The 19961-nt window shown below is 52.7% G+C and carries 26 protein-coding genes; 23 read left to right on the top strand and 3 right to left on the bottom strand.

The features are described from left to right. Positions 1 to 8: 8 nt before the first annotated feature. From GWK74_01305 to GWK74_01340, 8 genes are all read left to right on the top strand, one after another. Entirely contained in the window at positions 9 to 1088 is a 1080-nt protein-coding gene (locus tag GWK74_01305) for a peptide chain release factor 2 (GenBank protein QHU90160.1), read from the top strand. A gap of 59 nt (positions 1089 to 1147) precedes the next feature. Beyond that, a complete protein-coding gene (gene ftsE, locus GWK74_01310) occupies positions 1148 to 1831 on the top strand; it encodes a cell division ATP-binding protein FtsE (GenBank protein QHU90161.1) in 684 nt (227 codons plus the stop codon). Beyond that, entirely contained in the window at positions 1828 to 2829 is a 1002-nt protein-coding gene (locus tag GWK74_01315) for an FtsX-like permease family protein (protein QHU90162.1), read from the top strand. The genes ftsE and GWK74_01315 overlap by 4 nt, the downstream gene beginning before the upstream one ends. Before the next feature lie 82 nt (positions 2830 to 2911). Further along, complete coding sequence (locus GWK74_01320; GenBank protein ID QHU90163.1) at positions 2912 to 4045, top strand: CHAP domain-containing protein; 1134 nt, start codon at positions 2912 to 2914, stop codon at positions 4043 to 4045. A gap of 59 nt (positions 4046 to 4104) precedes the next feature. Next, complete coding sequence (locus tag GWK74_01325; GenBank protein QHU90164.1) at positions 4105 to 5283, top strand: PDZ domain-containing protein; 1179 nt, start codon at positions 4105 to 4107, stop codon at positions 5281 to 5283. Between the two features lie 23 nt (positions 5284 to 5306). Beyond that, positions 5307 to 5702, top strand: a complete 396-nt coding sequence (locus GWK74_01330; GenBank protein ID QHU90165.1) for a response regulator — start codon at positions 5307 to 5309, stop codon at positions 5700 to 5702. A gap of 41 nt (positions 5703 to 5743) precedes the next feature. Next, entirely contained in the window at positions 5744 to 6622 is an 879-nt protein-coding gene (locus GWK74_01335) for a hypothetical protein (protein ID QHU90166.1), read from the top strand. Further along, complete coding sequence (locus tag GWK74_01340; GenBank protein ID QHU90167.1) at positions 6585 to 6740, top strand: hypothetical protein; 156 nt, start codon at positions 6585 to 6587, stop codon at positions 6738 to 6740. Before GWK74_01335 ends, GWK74_01340 begins: the two co-directional genes overlap by 38 nt. 16 nt (positions 6741 to 6756) lie before the next feature. Here the strand turns inward: GWK74_01340 and GWK74_01345 are convergent, their stop codons facing one another. Next, the gene (locus GWK74_01345; GenBank protein ID QHU90168.1) at positions 6757 to 7029 is read right to left on the bottom strand and encodes a 50S ribosomal protein L27; all 273 of its coding nucleotides are present in this window, start codon (positions 7027 to 7029) and stop codon (positions 6757 to 6759) included. A 107-nt stretch (positions 7030 to 7136) separates the two neighbouring features. Between GWK74_01345 and GWK74_01350 the strand changes: the two genes are divergently transcribed. Next, positions 7137 to 7820, top strand: coding sequence for a hypothetical protein (locus GWK74_01350; protein ID QHU90169.1), 684 nt, complete (start codon positions 7137 to 7139; stop codon positions 7818 to 7820). On the opposite strand, the gene GWK74_01355 is transcribed toward GWK74_01350, so the two are convergent. Then, positions 7813 to 8541: a methyltransferase domain-containing protein gene (locus GWK74_01355; protein ID QHU90837.1), complete on the bottom strand. Its 729-nt coding sequence runs from the start codon at positions 8539 to 8541 to the stop codon at positions 7813 to 7815. The genes GWK74_01350 and GWK74_01355 overlap by 8 nt on opposite strands. A gap of 619 nt (positions 8542 to 9160) precedes the next feature. Between GWK74_01355 and GWK74_01360 the strand changes: the two genes are divergently transcribed. From GWK74_01360 to recO, 8 genes are all read left to right on the top strand, one after another. Beyond that, positions 9161 to 10249: a flippase-like domain-containing protein gene (locus GWK74_01360; GenBank protein QHU90170.1), complete on the top strand. Its 1089-nt coding sequence runs from the start codon at positions 9161 to 9163 to the stop codon at positions 10247 to 10249. Further along, complete coding sequence (gene xseA / locus GWK74_01365) at positions 10224 to 11321, top strand: exodeoxyribonuclease VII large subunit (GenBank protein QHU90171.1); 1098 nt, start codon at positions 10224 to 10226, stop codon at positions 11319 to 11321. The genes GWK74_01360 and xseA overlap by 26 nt, the downstream gene beginning before the upstream one ends. Further along, positions 11308 to 11517 carry a hypothetical protein gene (locus GWK74_01370; GenBank protein ID QHU90172.1) on the top strand — a complete coding sequence of 70 codons (210 nt, stop codon included), beginning with the start codon at positions 11308 to 11310 and terminating at the stop codon, positions 11515 to 11517. The genes xseA and GWK74_01370 overlap by 14 nt, the downstream gene beginning before the upstream one ends. Next, a complete protein-coding gene (locus GWK74_01375) occupies positions 11514 to 12038 on the top strand; it encodes a hypothetical protein (protein QHU90173.1) in 525 nt (174 codons plus the stop codon). The genes GWK74_01370 and GWK74_01375 overlap by 4 nt, the downstream gene beginning before the upstream one ends. Before the next feature lie 15 nt (positions 12039 to 12053). After that, entirely contained in the window at positions 12054 to 12722 is a 669-nt protein-coding gene (locus GWK74_01380) for a hypothetical protein (GenBank protein ID QHU90174.1), read from the top strand. 85 nt (positions 12723 to 12807) lie between these two features. Beyond that, complete coding sequence (locus GWK74_01385; protein QHU90175.1) at positions 12808 to 13521, top strand: hypothetical protein; 714 nt, start codon at positions 12808 to 12810, stop codon at positions 13519 to 13521. After that, positions 13518 to 13886, top strand: a complete 369-nt coding sequence (locus GWK74_01390; protein ID QHU90176.1) for a response regulator — start codon at positions 13518 to 13520, stop codon at positions 13884 to 13886. Before GWK74_01385 ends, GWK74_01390 begins: the two co-directional genes overlap by 4 nt. Beyond that, entirely contained in the window at positions 13883 to 14560 is a 678-nt protein-coding gene (gene recO, locus GWK74_01395; GenBank protein ID QHU90177.1) for a DNA repair protein RecO, read from the top strand. The genes GWK74_01390 and recO overlap by 4 nt, the downstream gene beginning before the upstream one ends. Here the strand turns inward: recO and GWK74_01400 are convergent. Continuing rightward, positions 14538 to 15392, bottom strand: a complete 855-nt coding sequence (locus tag GWK74_01400; GenBank protein QHU90178.1) for a hypothetical protein — start codon at positions 15390 to 15392, stop codon at positions 14538 to 14540. The two genes, recO and GWK74_01400, sit on opposite strands and share 23 nt — an antisense overlap. A gap of 100 nt (positions 15393 to 15492) precedes the next feature. Here GWK74_01400 and GWK74_01405 point away from each other — a divergent pair, with 100 nt between their 5' ends. From GWK74_01405 to GWK74_01430, 6 genes are all read left to right on the top strand, one after another. Next, complete coding sequence (locus GWK74_01405; protein QHU90838.1) at positions 15493 to 16872, top strand: glycine--tRNA ligase; 1380 nt, start codon at positions 15493 to 15495, stop codon at positions 16870 to 16872. An 88-nt stretch (positions 16873 to 16960) separates the two neighbouring features. Further along, on the top strand, positions 16961 to 17656 hold the full coding sequence (locus GWK74_01410) for a hypothetical protein (GenBank protein QHU90179.1): 696 nt from the start codon (positions 16961 to 16963) through the stop codon (positions 17654 to 17656). Positions 17657 to 17703: 47 nt separating this feature from the next. Continuing rightward, positions 17704 to 18192: an NUDIX domain-containing protein gene (locus GWK74_01415; GenBank protein ID QHU90180.1), complete on the top strand. Its 489-nt coding sequence runs from the start codon at positions 17704 to 17706 to the stop codon at positions 18190 to 18192. A 51-nt stretch (positions 18193 to 18243) separates the two neighbouring features. After that, a complete protein-coding gene (locus tag GWK74_01420; protein ID QHU90181.1) occupies positions 18244 to 19308 on the top strand; it encodes a hypothetical protein in 1065 nt (354 codons plus the stop codon). 45 nt (positions 19309 to 19353) lie between these two features. After that, a complete protein-coding gene (locus GWK74_01425) occupies positions 19354 to 19575 on the top strand; it encodes a hypothetical protein (protein ID QHU90182.1) in 222 nt (73 codons plus the stop codon). Then, positions 19575 to 19949, top strand: a complete 375-nt coding sequence (locus tag GWK74_01430) for a type II toxin-antitoxin system death-on-curing family toxin (protein ID QHU90183.1) — start codon at positions 19575 to 19577, stop codon at positions 19947 to 19949. The genes GWK74_01425 and GWK74_01430 overlap by 1 nt, the downstream gene beginning before the upstream one ends. Positions 19950 to 19961 lie beyond the last annotated feature (12 nt).

The raw sequence follows: 19961 nt of genomic DNA on the forward strand, positions 1-19961 counted from the left end.
TGGTATCCATGCAACCGCTAAAAAAACGTATCCAAACCCTGCAATCAGAAGTAGAACAGGCCAAGGCGGCGCTGGATTTTGCGGCGCTGGAGCAGGAGATGGCGGCGCTGGATGAGCGGCTTAATCAGCCGGAGATTTGGCATAATCCGGACGAGGCGCAGGCACTAGCAAAAAAGGCGGCTAGCTTGCGCCAGACGGTTGAGCCGTGGCAGACGCTCGGGGTGCAACTGGCGGATATCGCTGAGTTGATGGAGCTGGGCGACGATGATCTACTGCCAGAGTTTGAAGCGCAGGTAGCGGCGCTGGAGCAAGAATTTACCCAGCGCAAGACTGATTTATTATTCAGCGGCCCGTACGACAACCGCGAGGCAGTGGTGCGGATTTCGGCGGGTGTGGGTGGGCTGGATGCTCAGGATTTTGCGGCGATGTTGGAGCGGATGTATCTGCGCTGGGCGGAAAAGTCGGGGATGAAAGCCGACACGCTGGAGCGCTCGACCAATGATGATGCGGGGATAAAGACGGCGGTGTTGGAAATTTCTGGATCGTTTGCGTATGGAAAATTGCGCTCAGAGAACGGCGTGCATCGGCTGGTGCGCCTCAGTCCATTTAATGCTGATAATTTGCGCCAGACTAGCTTTGCACTGGTGGAGGTGCTGCCAAAGATTGATACACCGGATGAAATTGCGATTGACCCGAGTGATCTGAGGATTGATGTGTATCGCTCGGGCGGCAAGGGCGGCCAGGGAGTGAATACTACTGACTCGGCGGTGCGGGTGACGCACGTGCCGACGGGCATCACGGTGGCGATTCAGAATGAGCGTTCGCAGATTCAAAATAAAGAAACGGCGCTGAAGATTTTGCGCTCCAAGTTGCTGGCAATGAAGCTAGAACAACACGCCGAAACCCTGTCTGACCTCAGAGCTGGCGAGTCAGCCAACTGGGGTAGCCAGATTAGAAATTATGTCCTGCACCCATACACACTGGTCAAGGATACCCGCACCAAGCACGAGAACCGCAATACCCAAGGAGTGCTGGATGGTGATATCGATGAGTTTATGGCGGCTTATTTGCGTGAGTCGCGCGGCTAAATAAAGAGCCAGTATATGCCTATTCGCACCATCCTAAAAAATCTGCTATACTAATGGCAATGATTTTGTTAGATAGGGTTACCAAAACGTATGGCAAGGATAACAAGCCGGCCTTGAACCGGGTGAGTGTTCATGTCAAGCCGGGCGAGTTTGTGATTTTGGTCGGGACGTCCGGTGCGGGGAAGTCGACGCTGCTCAAACTGCTGACCCGCGAGGAAAAGCCGACTGGCGGCAAGATTGTCGTCGGTGGGATTGATTATGACACGCTCAAGGACAAGCATATTCCGCTGCTCCGCCGCAAGATCGGCGTGGTGTTTCAGGATTTCAAACTTTTGCCGAATCGGACGGTGTTTGAGAATGTGGCCTTTGCGCTGGAGATTGCCGGCATGACTAATCGTGAGATCAAATCAACAGTGCCAAAGGTGATCGAGCTGGTGGGGCTGAAAGGTAAGGAAAAGAATTTCCCAAACCAACTGTCTGGCGGTGAGCGCCAACGGGTGGCGATTGCCCGGGCAGTGGTTCGGCAGCCAAAGATCTTGATCGCTGACGAGCCGACTGGTAACCTTGACCCAAAGCATAGCTGGGATATTGTGCGCTTGCTGGAAAAAATTAACAAATACGGCACCACGGTGCTGCTGACCACGCACAATGTCGATATTGTCAATAAGCTCAAACGCCGGGTGATCACCATTGATCACGGTAAAATCACCTCTGATCAAGCCAAGGGGAGTTACAAACAATGACCGATATCTCACGTAAAGCCGCCGCCAAGGCGCGCGTCGATCCTAAAGTTCTCAAGCGCACGCGGCAGCGTCGCCGTCGGGTGCTGACGTTCTGGCGAATGTGCCGGTATGGTATCAATAATTTTAGTCGTAATACCTGGCTGACGATCGCAGCGACTGCGGTGATGGCGGTGACGCTGCTCATTATTGCCGTTACTATGGCTGCTCGCCAGGTGCTGGTTGACTCGGTCGATACAATTTCGCGCAAGTCCGATATGTCAATTTTCCTCAAAGGCTCAACCGAGCAAAAGGTGATCGACGAGCTGACATCGCGCCTGAGCAAGCTCCAGAATGTCGAAAAGGTGACGTATATCTCGGCAGAGCAGGCGCGTCAGGAGCAAATCGAGAAGTATAAGAATGATCCAGCAACTCTCGAGGCGATCAAGGAATCAAGTAACGAAATGCCAGCATCGCTTCGGGCTTCGCTCAAGGATTTAAACGATCAGCGGGCACTGATTGAGTTTACGAAGCATGACGAGCTGTATAAGAAGCACAAAGATCCGACTAAAGAACCGTCGTTCATCGGTGATCGGCGTGATGCGATCAATGCCATCGGTGATTGGGTGCGGTTTGCCAGTATCGCCGGCTCGATCGCTACGGTGGTGTTCGTGGTGATTTCGTCGCTGGTGGTGTTTAACACCATCAGGATGGCAATTTTTAACCGCAAAGACGAGATCCAGATGATGAAGCTGATCGGTGCTGATCGTGGGTTTATCCGTGGGCCATTTATCGTCGAGGCAATCATGTATGGATTTATCGCGGCACTGGTGGCCTCAGGAGTCGGGTATCTGTTGTTGTTCTCGGCGCATGACAAGCTGGCAGTGCGGCTACCGATGGATAACTTGATGAATATTAGTACCACGTATGCCGGGCTGGTGGTGCTAGCGATGATTATGATTGGTGCGGTGATCGGTATCGTCTCATCATTGATCGCGACGCGCAAATACTTAAAATTATAAATTATTTTGTCGCTGACCCCTGAACATGTAATGAACCAAGACGCTTGACGTCTATATGTCGCTTGTGCTAAAATAAAAAGCAATGAAGATAAGGTCCACCACACCAGTTTCAACATCACGGCCCACACGGGCAGCTCTCGTGGCGGTTAGTGCTGTTGTTTTGGGCGCTGGCGTATTCCAGCTCGGCCCACACGTATTTGCACGTGACTATGATGCAGAAATTGATGCCCTCAACCGACAGGCACAGCAGGCGCAGAACGAGGCTAATCGTCTCGGGACGATGGCAGCGACGCTGGAGGAAGAGCTGGGGCGCATTAACGCCCAGATTGATTCGATCCGAACGGAAATTGCCAAGAGTCAGCAAAAGCATAATGCACTGGTCGCGGAGATTACCAAGAATAAGCTGGCAATTGAGAAAAGCCGTAAGGTCATGGGCAAAATCTTGTCAGATATTTACCTTGATGATCAGATTTCGCCACTCGAGATGTTGGCGAGCTCCAAATCAATCGGCGATTATGTTGATAAGCAGGAGCAACGTAGTAGTTTGCGATCCTCACTGAATGATAAGATCAAGGAAATTAAGGCGCTGCAGGCTAAGTTAGAAGAGAATAAAAAGTCAGTCGAGAATGTGCTCAAAGACCAGAAAGCTCAGCAGACGCAACTAGCGTCCAAGCAGGCAGAGCAGGCCAAGCTGGTTAATGACACCAAGAATGACCAAAATGCTTACGCAGCCCTGGCGACGCAGCGGAATAACCAAGCAGCGAAACTGCGCGAAGAGCAGGCGGCGGCTAACCGGCGAGCACTTGGCGGCGTATCAATTCCGGGTGGTATCCCGGGTGGTGGCGGCTATCCAGGCGTCTGGGCGAATGCACCACTGGATGCTTACGTCGATCCATGGGGCCTATATACGCGCGAATGCGTGAGCTATGTGGCCTGGAAGATCCACAGTACTGGTCGGTTTGTGCCGCATTTTGGTGGGGCTGGTAACGCTAATCAGTGGCCATCAACAGCGGCGCGATACGGCATCCAGAGCGGTTCGACACCAAAGGCTGGCGCAGCAGCGGTTATGAATGTTGGCTATTATGGACACGTGATGTACGTCGAGTCGGTTAATGGTGACGGCACAATTACGGTCAGCGACTATAACTTGGCGTGGGACGGTCTGTACCGGAAGTATACGCGTTTAGCCTCGGGCCTAACCTACGTGTATTTTTAATAGCACGATGAGTCAATAAAACCCTCGCATCAGCGGGGGTTTTTGTGTACAATAGATATATGACAGAGCAACGGAGGGTAGGAACGCGAGCTCACTTGTTTTTGGGCGGGCTGCTGATCGCGATTGTGAGTTTTGTGGCCGGAACGCGGTCAGATCTGATTATGGCGCAGGTCGGGTCGCTGTTTGGCCTCAGGACAGCGACGGGGTCGCTGGATGTATCAACAGTGCAGCGCGTGTACCGTGAGCTAAAGGCTCATTATGACGGTACGTTGGATGAGCAAGCACTTACACGTGGGGCGGCGCGCGGTATGGTGGCGGCGACGGGCGATCCGCACACGGCGTATATGGATCCGGATGAAGCCAAGGAGTTTGAGAAGAGCTTGTCGGGCAATATTGGTGGCGGTATCGGGGCGGAAATTGCCAAGCGGCATAACGTGCCGACGATCATCCGGCCGCTAAAGAATAGCCCAGCCGAAAAGGCGGGCGTCAAAGCTGGTGATGCCATCGTCAAGGTCAATGACACGGTGGTGACTAATATGCCGGTTGATCAAGTGGTGCAGCGTATTCGTGGCGACGTTGGCACGACGGTCAAGTTGGTGCTGTCGCGTGGCGGCGAGCGTAAAGATATAACGGTGACACGCGAGGAGGTCGTCGCGCCGGCTGCCGAGTGGAAGGTTGATGGTGAGATTGGTATTTTGACGGTCAGTCGCTTTAATGATGACACCGGCAAGCAAGCGCGCCAAGCCGCCGAGGAGTTTCGCTCGGCAGGTGTTAGGAAAGTCATCCTCGACCTTCGAGGAAATCCTGGCGGTACGGTGGCGGCCGCACAGGCGTTAGCGGGGTTGTGGCTCAATCATGAGGTGGTAATGACCCAACGGCGCGGTGAGCAGGTTATCTCGACGGAGAAATCGACCGGCCAGCCGCTTCTCGGTGATATCAAGACGGTTGTGTTGATTAACGGTGGTAGTGCCAGCGCCAGCGAGATCGTGGCGGGGGCGCTCAAGGATCACGGCAAGGCGACGCTGGTTGGCGAAAAAACTTATGGCAAGGGCAGTGTGCAGCGGCCGATTGATCTCGCGGATGGCTCGGTTCTAAAAGTGACCGAGGCGCGCTGGTATACGCCGCATGGCAAGAATATTGACAAGTCGGGTATCGAGCCAGATATTAAGGTCGAGATGACGGCTGGGGCGGCAGATAATGGACGCGATCCACAATTGGAAAAAGCAAAGAGTGTATAGGCTCAAAAAGGGAGGGTAACGATATGCAACACAGGAAAAAAATACTATTGGTTGAAGACGATACAGCACTGGCGGCAGTCTATCGGTCGCGGCTGGAGCTGGAGGGCTTTGAGATTCGTGAGGTGCATAATGGTGAGGACGCGCTGTCGGCAACGGTGGCGTTTCGGCCGGATCTGATCGTACTGGATGCTATGATGCCGAAAATTAGCGGCTTTGACGTGCTCGATATCCTGCGCAATACGCCAGAAACGACCAACGTGCGGGTGATCATGCTGACGGCGCTCAGCCAGCAGAAAGACCGAGAGCGGGCAGAGGCGCTGGGCGTGGATGAATACCTCGTCAAGTCACAGGTGGTGATCGGCGATGTGGTAGCGCGAGTGAAGCATCATTTGGGCATGTCGCAGTCGTTTGAAAACTAGGTTGGGCCATCCCCGCGTAGGTAGTTTGCTATAATAAGGGCGTGGAATGGTTGCCAAAAATTACCGAAGATACGCTGACAGTACTACGCCGGCCGGTCTCGTTGGCAGAAGCGAGGGAGTATCGGCGGCGTATGGGACTTTCTCGTTGGTCGCTGGGGTTTGATACGTCGCTAGCCGACATGGCGGTGCTGGCGGTCGTGTGGGTTATCTTTTGTATCGGACTTGCTGTTTTGATGTCACTTGTGCCGCACTGGCTCGTTTTGGTGGTGATGATTGGTATATTGGCCACCACGTCAATGATTGTCTTTTTCCGCGCCTCAAGGCGGGCGATACGTCGGCATATACGAATGGCTGACTTTGCGTCTTGTTGTGGATTGGAATATGATCCAGTCGGTAAAGCTGACACAATCGGCCTTGGTCTATTGTTTGATGTCGGCTATTCGCGGCATTATCGCGGCGTGTTGTCGTATGGACGCGACGGACAGCGACTACTGGAAGTCGGTCGTTACGAATATACGGTTGGTAGCGGTAAACAGCGGCGGACGTATACCTGGTACTACGCTGGGATGCGCCTACCTCGCAGGGTGCCGCACTTGGTGCTGGACTCGAAATCCAATGACGGAATCGTGATGGGCAAGGCGCTGATCAGTAATTTGCCGGTGGTGATTTCGAACAGTCAGCGCATCAGTCTGGAGGGCGATTTTGATACGTATTTCACACTATACGCGCCAAAGCAGTATGATGTTGATGTGCGCTACGTACTGACGCCGGATGTTATGGCGGCGCTGGTTGACAAGTCATCTTGTTTCGATGTCGAGCTGGTAGATGATATGGCGTTTTTCTATGCCCTGCAGGGCGAGACACCTGATAATCAAGTGCTCGGTGACATATTTTACGGCGTTGGCAGTCGTGGGTCGTGAGCTACATGACCAGATTGATGGGTACGCTGACGACCGTGTCGAAGGTGCGCGTTACAGTAATAAAATTGCAGAGCAAGGCAAGCGGCTGAAAAAACGAACGCGACCAGCGGCGCTGTGAACAAGATGATACTTGACTAGCCGACGCAAACCTGAGTTCGCCGCTCAGTTTTGCCGGTGAATTTGGTTTTCTTGACCTGTTTGAAGGTGACGACGCCAGACTTAGCGGCGTGGATAGTGTAGTTGCGGCTCATGTACGCGCCCTCGCCAGCGATTTTTGTGGCGCCTGTTTGGCGGACGAGTACCTCGCCAGCGTTGACTTTTTGGCCGCCGAAGCGCTTGACGCCGAGGCGTTGGCCAGGGTTGTTGTGGATGTTCTTACTTGAGCCACCAGCTTTGACTTTTGACATTGAAACTCCTTAAATTTTCTAAACCTAATCTGTACCAGTATAAGTGACGGCTGATAAAAAGTCAAGGGGCTTTACTTGATTAGCCAAGTGTTATATAACTAGGGGCTATGAACGAGCAGAATATGACGACAATGGAAGCTATTTTCAACAGACGAGTGGATAGAAGAACGGTACTACTGGGTGGCTTGGGCACCGTTGGTGCAGTGGCATTCGGTGGTGCTGTGCACGAATCTCGAGAAATGCCTCGTGACGGAGAAGCGCTGCAGGCACTACACGCGGTACAGACGGCGGCGGCAGAGGTTGCTGAGCGCGGTGTCAATGGTCAGACGACAACGGAAAAGATGATTACAGCGACACTGCAGCACGAGAGTGGTGCAACGGCAAAGGTTGAGGTGGCGCTTTCCGAGCCGCTTGAGCAATATATCTCAGACGAGGGGTCATATGCGTCAGCCGGGGCGAATATGGTGGATGGACTATTGAGCCAGATTGGGCAAGATATGTTTGCTGATACCGATCAACAAATGACGACGGAAATAACCAAGCAGGCGCGGCCGACCTTGGCATTTTTGATCATGGTGTTGAATCAGCGGCGGATCGGTCTGAGCGCTAAGGATTTACTAGCGATGTGTCAACAGTATCATCAGGAGGCGATCGCTCCTTCTGCGGCCAAGCAAATGGCAGAGGCGCGTCAAGCGCAGCTTGATCTTTTGGAAAAGGAATTGGTAGGTCGCTTGGGGCAGCTCGCAGACTATGATCCGGCGCTACAACTTAATCGTCCGGTGCTTAGGTAGTCTGCAGGATCAGTAGCTCGCGGGCGACGACCTGGTCAGGGCGGCGGTATATGAGCGGTGTACGACGGTTGAGATGGTGATAATCGAGCTGTTGGAGGTGCTTTATCAGCGGCACATGAGTGGCCTGGCCGGACGCGTCGTACCACGCTGGCACGGCGATACACAGCGGCGTGTTCGGCGCCAGTTGCGGGCGAATGTTGGTGAGAAAGCTGGTGATAATATGGTTGCAGTTACCGGCAACCTCTGCTAATTTTTGAGGCGCGGGCGGCGCGGAGAAGGGCTGGCCGAGGTAGGTTTCGCAGACGACGGCAGTGAGGTGCGTGCTGTTTGGCCAACGGTGCGTGGTGGCGTCGGCTTGATGAATGTCGATGACGTTGCCGGGCGTGGTGAAAGTTGATTGTAGCCACGATAGATTCTCTGTCGTGTAGTCAACCATTTTTTGACTGAGGTCGGTGCCGACGACATCATAGCCAGCGAGTAGGGCTTCTTGCAGGACGGTGCCGGTGCCGCAGAAGGGGTCGAGGATTGTCACAACAGGTCGGCCTCCAGCCATCTCCTCCAAGTCGAATGCATCCGGCAACGCCGTCCGCAGAACCATCGACTTGTCAAAGAGGCTAGAAGCCGACCCCGTCGCAGAATTACTACACGATTTTTGATGAGCTAGCGACCCAGCACCCAGCGCTAAATTCAGCATAATCTGCGCTAATTTGGGCGGTAGCATACCAACGAACGCGTCGCGCTTGGGACGGTGGCGGTCACGGCGGGTGTAGGCGGTGATGTTTTGGACGCCGCGGCTCTCGGCGATGACGAGGCGGCGGTCGGTCGTTTTGACGAGAAGTAGCTCGACTTTATACGGTGAACCACCGAGCTTATTATTGTGTGCGGTGGCAGTAGAGAGGGCGGGTTGATCGTTGGGGATGAGGCGGAGACTGGTACCCGATTTTTTCAGGGATGATTTGAGGATGAGGCCGGTTTTCTGGACATCGCGGGCGGTAACGGCTAGGTTATAAGCGCTGAGACCGAGGGTGATTTTATGCGGCGAGTGCGCCCACTTGGCTTGATAATGCTGGGTGATGAAGCGCGAAGCGGCGAGGAGTGAGGCCTTGTCGGTGCGGCTGGCAGGCAGCTCGGTGATCACTTTAGCACATTTAATGGTGCCGCCTAGGGTGGTAATATCAAATTGAGATGTTTGAACTTTGGCAAATTGCTGGCTGATGCGATTGACGCAGTCTGCGCCAAAGACCGCCGCAAGTTCGGCTATCGAGATCTCTGGCTGGCGGCCAAGCAGGGCGATGTACATGGTTTGATTATAGCAAAAACCGCGTGATATAATTGACGATATGGTATCAAAAGGGATACGGCAACTTTTGGAAGCATGTAAGTCACCACGGACGATCATGAGCCTCGTGACGTTGGCAGTGCTGGTGCTGATTATTTTTCTGTCGCGGGCGGAGCTGGCTCGGGCATGGGAATTACTTGGCCGGGCAAATATCTGGCTGTTGATGCTACTAGTGCCGTTTCAGATTATCGTGTATTTTGCGGGCGGTGAGATGATCTTTGCCTATCTTCGCGACAAAAAACTGATCGGGCATATCTCGCGGTTTGAGCAGACGCGAATTGCGCTGGAACTGAATCTGGTCAATCACATTTTTCCGTCGGGCGGCGTCAGCGGCATCTCCTACACGACGTGGCGGATGCACAAGCTCGGCGTCAGCTCGGCGCGCTCGACCTTTGCTCAGGTGATCCGTTACGTGACGGGCTTTTTGTCGCTGATGGTGCTATTGATCGCGGCGGTATTGATCCTGTCAATTGACGGGCAGGTCAATCGCTACATCGTGACGTCAAGTTTCTTCCTCGTGCTGGTGGTGCTGGCATTGACCTTTGGGCTGATTTTTATGTTCTCGTCGCGAAAGCGGATGCACAACACGGCGGTGCGGGTGTCGCGGTTGATCAACGCGGTAGTGCGCTGGGCGACACTGGGCAAAATCAAGCGGTTGCTGGTTTCGACGAAAATTGAAGCGTTTTTTGCTGAGATGCATGATGATTTCGTGGAACTGTCAGAGCACCGGCGCCTACTCGTCAAGCCGCTGGTCTGGGGCGCGATTTATGCCATTTTTGATGTGTTGATGTTCATCGTGGCGTTTTGGGCACTGGGCGTGTCGGTCAATCCAGCAGTGCTGATCATCGGCTACGGCGTGGCAGGACTGGCTAGCTTGGTGGCCTTTACGCCGGGTGGTGCGGGCGTGTACGAAGCAATTATGATCGTTTTTCTGAGCATGACCGGTGTGGCGCCGGACGTCGCTATCGCTGGGATTGTACTGACGCGGGTGATCTTGCTTGCAGGGACGATTATCTTTGGGTATATATTTTATCAGCACGCGCTGATCAAGTACGGGCAGCCAGATGACGACGATAGCGCCGCGGTTTAGTGTCAGCGGCTTTGTAGCGGTTGTCAATCAAGTGCTGGAGACGGCTGTCCCGGTCGTCGAGGTTGAAGGCGAGGTTGCTGAGTTCGCGGTGCGTCAGCAAAAGTTTGTCTTTTTTACCCTCAAGGACAATGAGAGCGCGGTCAATTGTTTCATGATGTCCTGGCAACTCAGGACGCCGATCGAGGAAGGGATGTGCGTGATGGTGCAGGCCTCAGCCAAGCTAACCGCCAAGGGTAAGTTTAGCCTAACGGTACAGGAGGTCAAGCCGCTGGGTGCGGGTCACCTCAAGCGCAGCGCCGAGTTGCTCAAGGCGAAACTGGCGGGCGAAGGGCTGTTTGATACGGAACGGAAGCGTCCCTTGCCGCCATATCCTGCTCGCGTGGCGGTCATTTCCAGCACGCAGGCGGCGGGCTACGCTGATTTTATGAAAATTGCTGGTGAGCGCTGGGGCGGGGTGAAGTTTATCGTCGCTAATGTTAAGGTTCAGGGCGACGGTGCGGCTGATCAGGCGGTGCGGGCGATTGCCCATTGTAATCAGCTGGCGGAGCCGCCAGAGGTGATTGTGCTGATTCGCGGTGGTGGTAGTGCGGAGGACCTGGCGAGCTTTAATGACGAATGCTTAGTGCGGGCGGTGGCGGGCAGCCGCGTGCCGGTACTGACTGGTATCGGGCACGAGGTTGACGAGAGCCTGTGCGATCTGGCGGCCGACGTGCGGGCAGCTACGCCGAGCAATGCTGCTCAGCTGCTATTTCCGGATAAATACGAGGTGAGGCGGCAGTTAGCGTTGCGGCTGGGCAGCGTGGCGGAGGTAATTCAGCGGCAGATTACGGAGCAACGCCTTCACGTAACAATGTTGCAACAAGCAGCGCTCGAACAGTGGTCGCACCGCGTTGACATTGCTAAAAATATGGTATTGTCGCAACAACGGATGATTGCTGAGTACGATCCAGAGACAGCACTGCGGCGCGGTTACGCGATGATCAGCGGCGATCGTCAAATTGGTAGTATTGTGAAGATTACAACAAAAGATATGATTATGAAAGCGAGGATTGAGAGCAGTGAACAACGATAAAACAAACGAAAAAACGATTGAGCAGATGATGGCGGAGCTGAATGAGCGCATTGCGTGGTTTCAGAGCGAGGAGTTTAATCTGGATGAGGCCAGGCAGCGGTTTGTTGAGGCGCGGCAGCTGGCGAAGGAGATTACGGTGGCGCTGGATGATATGCAGCACGATATTACAGTGCTCAGCGAGGATTTTAGCGCGTGATATGGCTGCTGTGGCTTGGTGGCGCGATTCTGATGATCTTTGCACTGCCAGCACTGATTGGTGCGCCGTATGTGCCGTCACGGTCGCGCGAAGTGCAGCGGCTGTTTGCTGAGGCGCTGCCGCTCGGTAAAGGTGACGTGGTGCTTGATATCGGATCGGGCGACGGTGTGGTGCTGATGGCGGCAGCCCAGCAGGGTGCGCGGGCGATTGGCTATGAGATTAATCCATTCCTGGTGCTAATATCGCGCTGGCGGCTGCGCAAACTACCGGGCGCCCAAGTACACTGGGCGAATATCTGGCGGCAGCCGGTGCTCGACAAGGTGACGGTGATGTATGCCTTTGGCGATGGTCGCGATATCGCAAAGATGTTTCAGCTGGCCGAGCGTCAAGCGGCCGCCCAGACCGAGCCGCTGACTTTCGTGAGCTACGGATTTTCTGTCCCCGGCACGCAACCGACAAAAGAATACCACGGCTATTTTCTCTATCAGCTGCCGGGAGGCTTTACATCGCCCGAAGCATAAGCTATACTGATGCATATGAGTAGAAAAACAGAGATGGAACAGGGATATGTCAATAGCTGGATGATTGTGGCGATTAGCGCGATCGTGCTGTTCGTGGCGGCTGGTAGCGCGGCAATCTGGGCGTACCTGGCATATTCACAGGAAAAAACTGCGGTCGAGAGTCGGATGGCGGTAGCTTCGGCCAAGGCGCGCGAAGAGCAATCAAAGGCTGACCGCGAGAAATTTAATGAAGAAGCCAAAAACCCGCGCATTGAATTCGTCGGCCCCGAGCAGTACGGCCGCGTCTCATTTATGTATCCAAAAACCTGGAGTGTTTACGTAGCGGCTGACGGCAGCGATCGCGGTGATTATAAAGCGTATCTCCACCCGGCTATCGTGCCACCGACGAACACACATAGTAGCAACCAAAACAAGTTTGCGCTGCGCCTCGAAATCCTCAATAGTGACTTTAATAAGACACTAGATCAGTACGCCAGCCTGCTGAAAAAGGGTGATTTGACCTCGAGTAGCGTCGAATATAACGGTAATACCGCCACGCGCATTGACGGTGCGTTTAGTAAGGATCTGCGCGGCTCGGTGGTGCTGATGAAGGTGCGCGACAAGACGCTGCGTTTTTCAACCGACGCTGATACGTTCAAGCCAGATTTTGAGGCTATTCTCAAGACAGTGAAATTTGTACAGTAATCTCTCTCGGTCGCGGCTGGTGCATGAAATGATACAGAGCGGCAGCGGTTCTTTTTGGCGCCTCGATTTGCTATACTAGAGATATATGGTGCAGCCACAGTGGAGTGATAAGGAGTTTACCGCGATGCCGAGCATAGCGGTGGCGGCGCATGAGCTGAAGGCACCGCTGGCGTTGATTCGGCAGATGAGTTTACTGATCGAGGATGGTCGGCTTAGTCCAGCCGAGGCACAGTTGATGCAGCGACGGCTGACGCTAACGGCGGAGCGCTCGCTGGCCTTGGTACAGGACTTAGCGCGTACCGTGAATGTGCAGCCAACGCTGTTTCCGCTGGAGCCGGTTAATCCACTGGCGCTACTGACCCAATTGGCGCACCAGTCGCGCGATATGCTGCGGCTGTATGACCGACGGGTGACGTGGCCGCGGGCGGGCAAGAAGCGGCTGGTGGTGGCCAATCCATTGCTGCTTGGGCGGATCATGACGAATTTTCTCGATAATGCGATGCGCTACAGCGAGGCTGGGGCAGTAATTCGCGTGACCATGCATCAGGCAGGGACGATGGTGCGGCTGGGTGTACGGGATTTTGGGCCGATGATGAGCCTGGCTGAGTATCGGCGGCTGGTGGATGAGATGACTACGCGTAAATCAGTCAGAACCCGACCGGACAGTAGTGGCCTCGGAGTGTATATCGCTGCAACGTTCGCGCGGGCGATGGGCGGGCAGATCGGGCTGATACGCCACCGAGACGGACTGACGTTTTATGTTGATGTGCCGCTCAGCGAGCAGATGAGCTTATTGTGAAAAAACTCCTGATCATCGAGGATGATCCGCAGTGGGCGGCGGTGCTGGAGCGGTATGCGCTGGAGGCGGGGTATACGGCCCGGACAGTGGTGGCGGCTGGACAGGCGATAGCGATGCTTGATGAGTGGCGGCCGGATGGCTTGGTGCTCGATATGCTGCTGGCGGGTGAGACAGGGATGGCGCTGCTGAATGAGCTGCAAAGCCATGAGGATTTGGCGCAGTTGCCAGTAGTGGTGTGTAGTAATGTCGCACTTGATCTGGATCAATTGCGGCCGTTTGGTGTGCGGGCGGTGCTCGATAAGGCGCGCATGACGCCCGATGACGTACGGGCCGCGCTCAGCGTGCTAGGCGAGGAGGCTGAATGAAAGACGGTGAGCGACTCAAGGCGATTGTGCTACGGCGGACGGATTACGCGGAGGCTGATCGAGTGCTGCAGCTACTAACGCCCCAGGGGCGGCGGGCGGTGATCGCCAAGGGGGTGCGCCGCGAGCGGAGCAAGCTGGCTGGCGGCATTGAACTCCTGGCGCTGTGTGACGTGGTGATTCGTTCGGGCCGCGGCGAGCTGGGACTGCTGACCAGTGCTAGGCTCAGCGCATTTTATCGGCATATCCTCGAGGATTATGAGCGGATGCAGTTCGCTTACCAGGCGCTCAAGCTGGTGGCGCAGGCGACTGAGACCGTTGATGGGCCGGAGTGGTTCGCGGTGCTTAGTCAGGTGCTGGCGTGGCTTGATCGGCCGGCGGTTGATCGGCTGCTGGTCGAGACGTGGTTTTATATGCAGTACGCCGAGCTACTGGGTGACGAGCTGAATCTACGCACTGACGTGGCCGGGCGGACGCTCACGAGCGATAAATCATACATGTACGATCCAAGCGAAAAGGCCCTAAGGCCAAGCGAGCAGGGTGATCTAACGGCCGATCACATCAAGCTGCTGCGCCTCATCCAAGCCAAGCCGCTGGAAAACCTTACCCACATCGGCGGCCTCGGCCCGGTCATCGCTAGTTGCTGGCTGGTGGCTAGGCAGCATGCCGCGGTGTAACTGTGTCTTGTAGAGCATGCTTCACAATTGCTTTCCGTAGGGGGGAGAAGGCAGATTCCATGAAAGTATTAGGGTTTTGCCCGGACTCAATATCCGACTGATTAAGCTTGGTGAGTATGTTATGTGTTGAAATATCGGGGTTCTCTTCGGGGTTAATCTCTATCTCTTCCGAGTATTGGCCACGGAAATATTCAATCTCATGTAAATAGGACTCCTTGCAATATTCCACCTCGAGATCTGGCTTACTTATTTTGATAATCTCATCGGCACATTCCCAGAGCAGGGCAACCGCGCTTCTTTTAGCGTCGTCATCAAATCGACCCATCGCGGCGAGATCGCGTAACGTGCGCGCTAGGAATATTTTATTGAGGACGGAACTAAAAGAAATATCTGTTCTTTTGGTCTGACTGGCGTAAACACTGTGAGCATCTTCTAGTGCTTGATCTAGGAAGGCCACCTTTACTTGGTCGGACACTTTACTGGTGCAGGCAGAGTCAAAATTACGCTTTGCCGAGAGAAAAGTATTGTGTTCATAGGGGGTGATGAGTCCTGAGAGTTGATCTCTGAGTAGCATCCATTGCCCAAAGTATTCTCTAATTTTACCTTGCTCCTGAGCTGTTAGCGGGCTTGTGGAACTAAAAGCAGCGAAACCAGTGACGCGGATCCCTTCGGCGACTATGCTTCTAGCTCTATCATCCGCTCCTTCGTATTTATCAGAAATCTCTAGTAATCTACGGACCTCCTCCAATGAGTATTCCTGGGGGTGACGTATTACAGGGGAATCTGGAAAAATTTTATCTGTAGACGATGTGCTGTACTGTTCCTGACTCATAACACCATTGATACTCCCTATGTGCGATTGTTGCACAATAAATAGCGACCGTCAAGCATGCTATAATAAACCTTAGTTAATGAATCGCCATGTTGCCAACATGGAGAAAGGTTGTGTGATGAGTCAAGCAAAAATGGAAGACATTATCAGCCTGTGCAAGCGCCGCGGCTTTATTTATCAGGGGTCGGATGTGTATGGTGGTCTGAGCGGTACGTGGGATTACGGCCCGCTAGGCGTGCAGCTGAAGCGTAATATCATGAATTTGTGGTGGCGCCGGTTTGTTGATGAGCGCGACGACATGTATGGCGTGGATGCGGCGATTTTGATGAATCAGAAAGTTTGGCAGGCCAGTGGACATGTGGATACGTTTGTCGATCCGCTGTGCGAAGATACGGTCAATCACCGACGCTACCGCACCGATCATATTCTCAAGGACAATGGCGTTGACGCTGATGGCATGACCATGGAGCAGATGGATGCGGCGATTGTAGAACAAGGCATCAAAAGCCCGGATGGTAATCCACTGAGCGCATCGCGCACCTTCAATATGATGTTCAAAACGCACGTTGGTGCGACTGAGAGTGAGGATAGTATCAGCTATCTCCGCCCCGAAACCGCCCAAGGTATCTTTACCAATTTCAGAAACGTCGTCGATAGTTTTTACCCCAATTTGCCGTTTGGCATTGCTCAGCAGGGTAAGGCGTTTCGTAATGAGATTGCGCCGCGCGATTTCGTCTTCCGCTCTCGGGAATTTGAGCAGATGGAGATTGAATATTTCGTCGACCCTGAGCATTGGCAGGAGGCGTTTGATGAGCTGCTGGCGGCGACGCATGAGTTTTTGACAGAGCTGGGTCTGAAACCAGAGCATATCCACGAGCTGGACGTGCCGGCGGAGGATCGGGCGCACTATAGCAAAAAGACGATCGACATCGAGTACGATTATCCGATTGGCCGCGAGGAGCTGATGGGCATCGCGTACCGCACTGATTTTGATCTGATGAACATCCAGCGCGCCAGTGGTAAGAGCATGGAATACACCGTCAAGGGAACGAACACAAAATTTGTTCCGCACGTCATCGAGCCGTCGTTTGGTGTGGAGCGGGCGCTGATGGCGGTGCTGTCGGGTGCGTACCGCGAGGATGAGCAAAACGGTGAAAAACGGGTATATTTGGCGCTGCCAGAGCATTTGGCGCCAGTCAAATTTGCCGTCTCGCCACTACTGAAAAACAAGCCAGAATTGGTGGAAAAAGCCCGCGACGTCTACGCCGCGCTCGCCAAAGCCAACCCAGGCCGAGTGATGTGGGATGACAATGGCAACATCGGCAAACGCTACCGCCGTCAAGACGAAATCGGTACGCCGCACTGTGTAGTCATCGACTTCCAGACGCTAGAGGACGGCACCGTCACCGTGCGTGAGCGGGATACGACGGAGCAGAGGCGGGTGAAGGTTGAGGAATCCGATACGGATATCTTAGTCTAAAAAAATAGATTAGCGCGCTCCTTGATAAGTTAAAAGTAACAGCTTATACTTTAAAGTAGCAAGTTAAGTAAAGTGTGAAATGGGGAATATGGCAACGGAGCATCAGCGCGCACAACTCGAAAAACAATTGCGGGAGTATCGCAAGAAATATCTTGGCAAAAATAAGCCGACTGACATGAATGAATCTGGGACGCGTATTAGTGTCAATGAGTTTCTACAAGATGTACTTGGTTATGCATTTGGTGATGAGATTAAGACGGAATACGCCATTAAGGGAGAATATGCTGATTATGTGATCCAGCTTAAGCGCAAGAAGCATTTTGTTGTTGAAGTAAAAGCTATGGAGATTGACTTAAATGAACGACATCTACGTCAAGCGTTGGCTTATGCTTCAAATGAGGGTATTGACTGGATTCTACTCTTTAATGGTCGTCAAGTCCAGCTTTATCGGGTTATCTTTGGCAAGCCGATTAGGACTCACTTGGTATTCGACTATGATTTATCCGATTTATCTATTATGCGCGCGGCATCGAAAGATTTTATTAATCTTGCAAAGCGTAGCGTGGAAAAGGGAGACTTGGAGCTATATTGGAAGAGGTTTGATGCTTTAACGACAGATAGTCTTGTCAAGACAATTTATACGGAGGATGTAATTCGAGCTATTCGTTTGAAGATTAAGAAGCAATCTGGTATTAACTTTAGTCAAGAAGATGTGCTTGATGCAGTACATCACCTAATTACGGTCGAATGTAAGGGGGCTGTGAAGCCGCGTGTACTAAAGTAATGTGAGACTATACAACACTCTCGAGAAAAAGTGCTATAATTATCCCCATGTCAAATCTTACCAACGGACACCTCATCACCCAAGATTCAGATGGCGCGACTCGCCATGATTATCTCTACCGCATTTCGCTCAAATCGCTGATTTACAACGACGTTGGTCAGATTTTAGTCGTCAAAGAAATCGATCGGACGTATTGGGATTTGCCGGGTGGTGGTATGGATTTTGGAGAGACTATTGAGTCGTCACTGAAACGCGAGCTGCTTGAAGAAGTCGGCTACAAGGGTGGTTTGTGCTATCAACTGTTTGACGCGTCGGACGAGATGTATATTGAGCGGATTGATGCCAATCAAATCTGTTTTTATTGCCGTGTCTGGCCGGAGAATTTTGACTTTGCGCCAGGTGAAGAGGGTGACGAAGTAATGTTTATCGACCCTGAGGAGTTGTTGCTCCAGGAAAGTGAGGTTGACGCGCCAGCTCGAGCCTATGGAGCGCATGAGAAATGGCAGGAGCTATACAACAGGGGCATTTACAAATAGTACGCAGCGCTTAGATTGACATTAGCCAAATATTATAGTAAAATAAACCGCATGATAAAGGAATTATTAAGTAACTCCTGTGATTACGATACGGGTAGTCCAGAGTTTATAAGCAAGACCGAGATCAAGCGGATAATTATGGAGGCAGTCCGTGGGCGTCTTGAGTCCGATGGCGTGACCGTTGCACCCGTGATAATCCGTAGACGGTTAATGTATGATGCTACCACTGGGGAGGAGTGGCTTATAGGTCCGGAGTTAGAACCTGTAGAATGCGAAGGCCCTCTTATAGTTGAAGGTCGTCATAAGATGAAAGACTTGCCGAATGGCAACACTGTTATGGAGCATCCAGAACGTACGCATTTGGATCGTGCGATTTATAATGCTATGACGGGTCGCTGCGAGAGAGCCTTTAGTCCCGATGATATTAACGTGCTTAGTGCTGGATCCAAGAGTCTAATTAGTGCCCTGAATCAAGCTGGCTATGAGAAGGGGGGATTTGAATTAGGACAAGAGATGCCCTCTTTCCAATTTGGAGACGATAGGAGCGAGGATGGTGAATTGCCTCCAACCAGATTATATTTACATCGCACGGATCTATTATCATTGCAGATGGTAGCAGACCTTGTAAATTCAGGTGCTCGTCCGGACTATGGAAAACTTTGGGTTCCATATAATCAAGAGGGTCCACAGCGGTATCGCCAGGATACGCTTATTTTGGGATTCTCAGAGTATCGTGATTTGAAAGAAACAATTGAACTACTGCGCGAGAGGTTTTCGTGGGACGATGGGGCCTGTATAGGTGCCGGTGAGACACTTTATGGTCTGAAGGTTGCGGGTATCCCAGGCGCCTATATAGGTCAGACCAAGTATGGAGGAGACTCATTTAACGGCGAAATGACACAATATTTTGAAGAGGCTATCCAGTGCTCATGTGAGGATATCAAGCAGCCACAAACTGGTGAGGTGCTGACGGATGAGTGGCTGGATGCTATGGCGCGGAAAACGACAGATATACTAGGGTCAATTATGTCAAAGAATGGACGCACCACCCACCACGCTTTGATTGATTCAGATATGACTGCAGATTTGATAAAGCTTGCTAGCAGCGTACAATAGGGGAAGTGAATTGCAATAAAATTATAATTTTGTTATAATGTTTGCATGACAATCACTACAATTCAGAAGGTTATCAAGATTGGTTCCAGCCGCGGCGTGACATTGCCGGCTAAGCAACTACGGGCGCTGGGTGTTCATGATGGTGACGAGATTGAGGTTACGATACGCAAGCGGACGGTGGCGGCTGATTGCGATGAAGTGTTAAAGGTCGCAAATTCGCTCCTTGAGCGATACAAAGAGGATTTTTCTCACCTGGCGAAGCGCTAATGGTTAGTTTGACTCTCGAGCAGATCTTGCAACTTCACGCGCTAGTTCTTGTAAAAGACGGCGGTGCAGGTGGTGTGCGTGATATTGGTCGGCTAGAAGCTGTGGTGTCGGCGCAGCATCAGGTAGTATTTGGCGAGGAATTGTACGCAACAGTATTTACCAAGGCAGTGGCATTAATGCGCGGGATTATTGGTGACCATCCATTTGTTGATGGCAATAAGCGGACAGCCATGTTGGCTGGACTAACGCTACTTGAGGTGAATGATTATAGTTTTGTAGCCCGGTGTGGTGAACTAGAAGACTTTGCTGTCCGCGTCGCGACCGATCATCTCGATATCGATGCGATTGCTGATTGGCTGAAGCGTCATTCGTAGGTGTGTCAATAA

Source organism: Candidatus Saccharibacteria bacterium oral taxon 488, from assembly GCA_010202115.1.
In the GTDB taxonomy this organism is placed as follows: Bacteria; Patescibacteriota; Saccharimonadia; order Saccharimonadales; family Saccharimonadaceae; genus Nanosynbacter.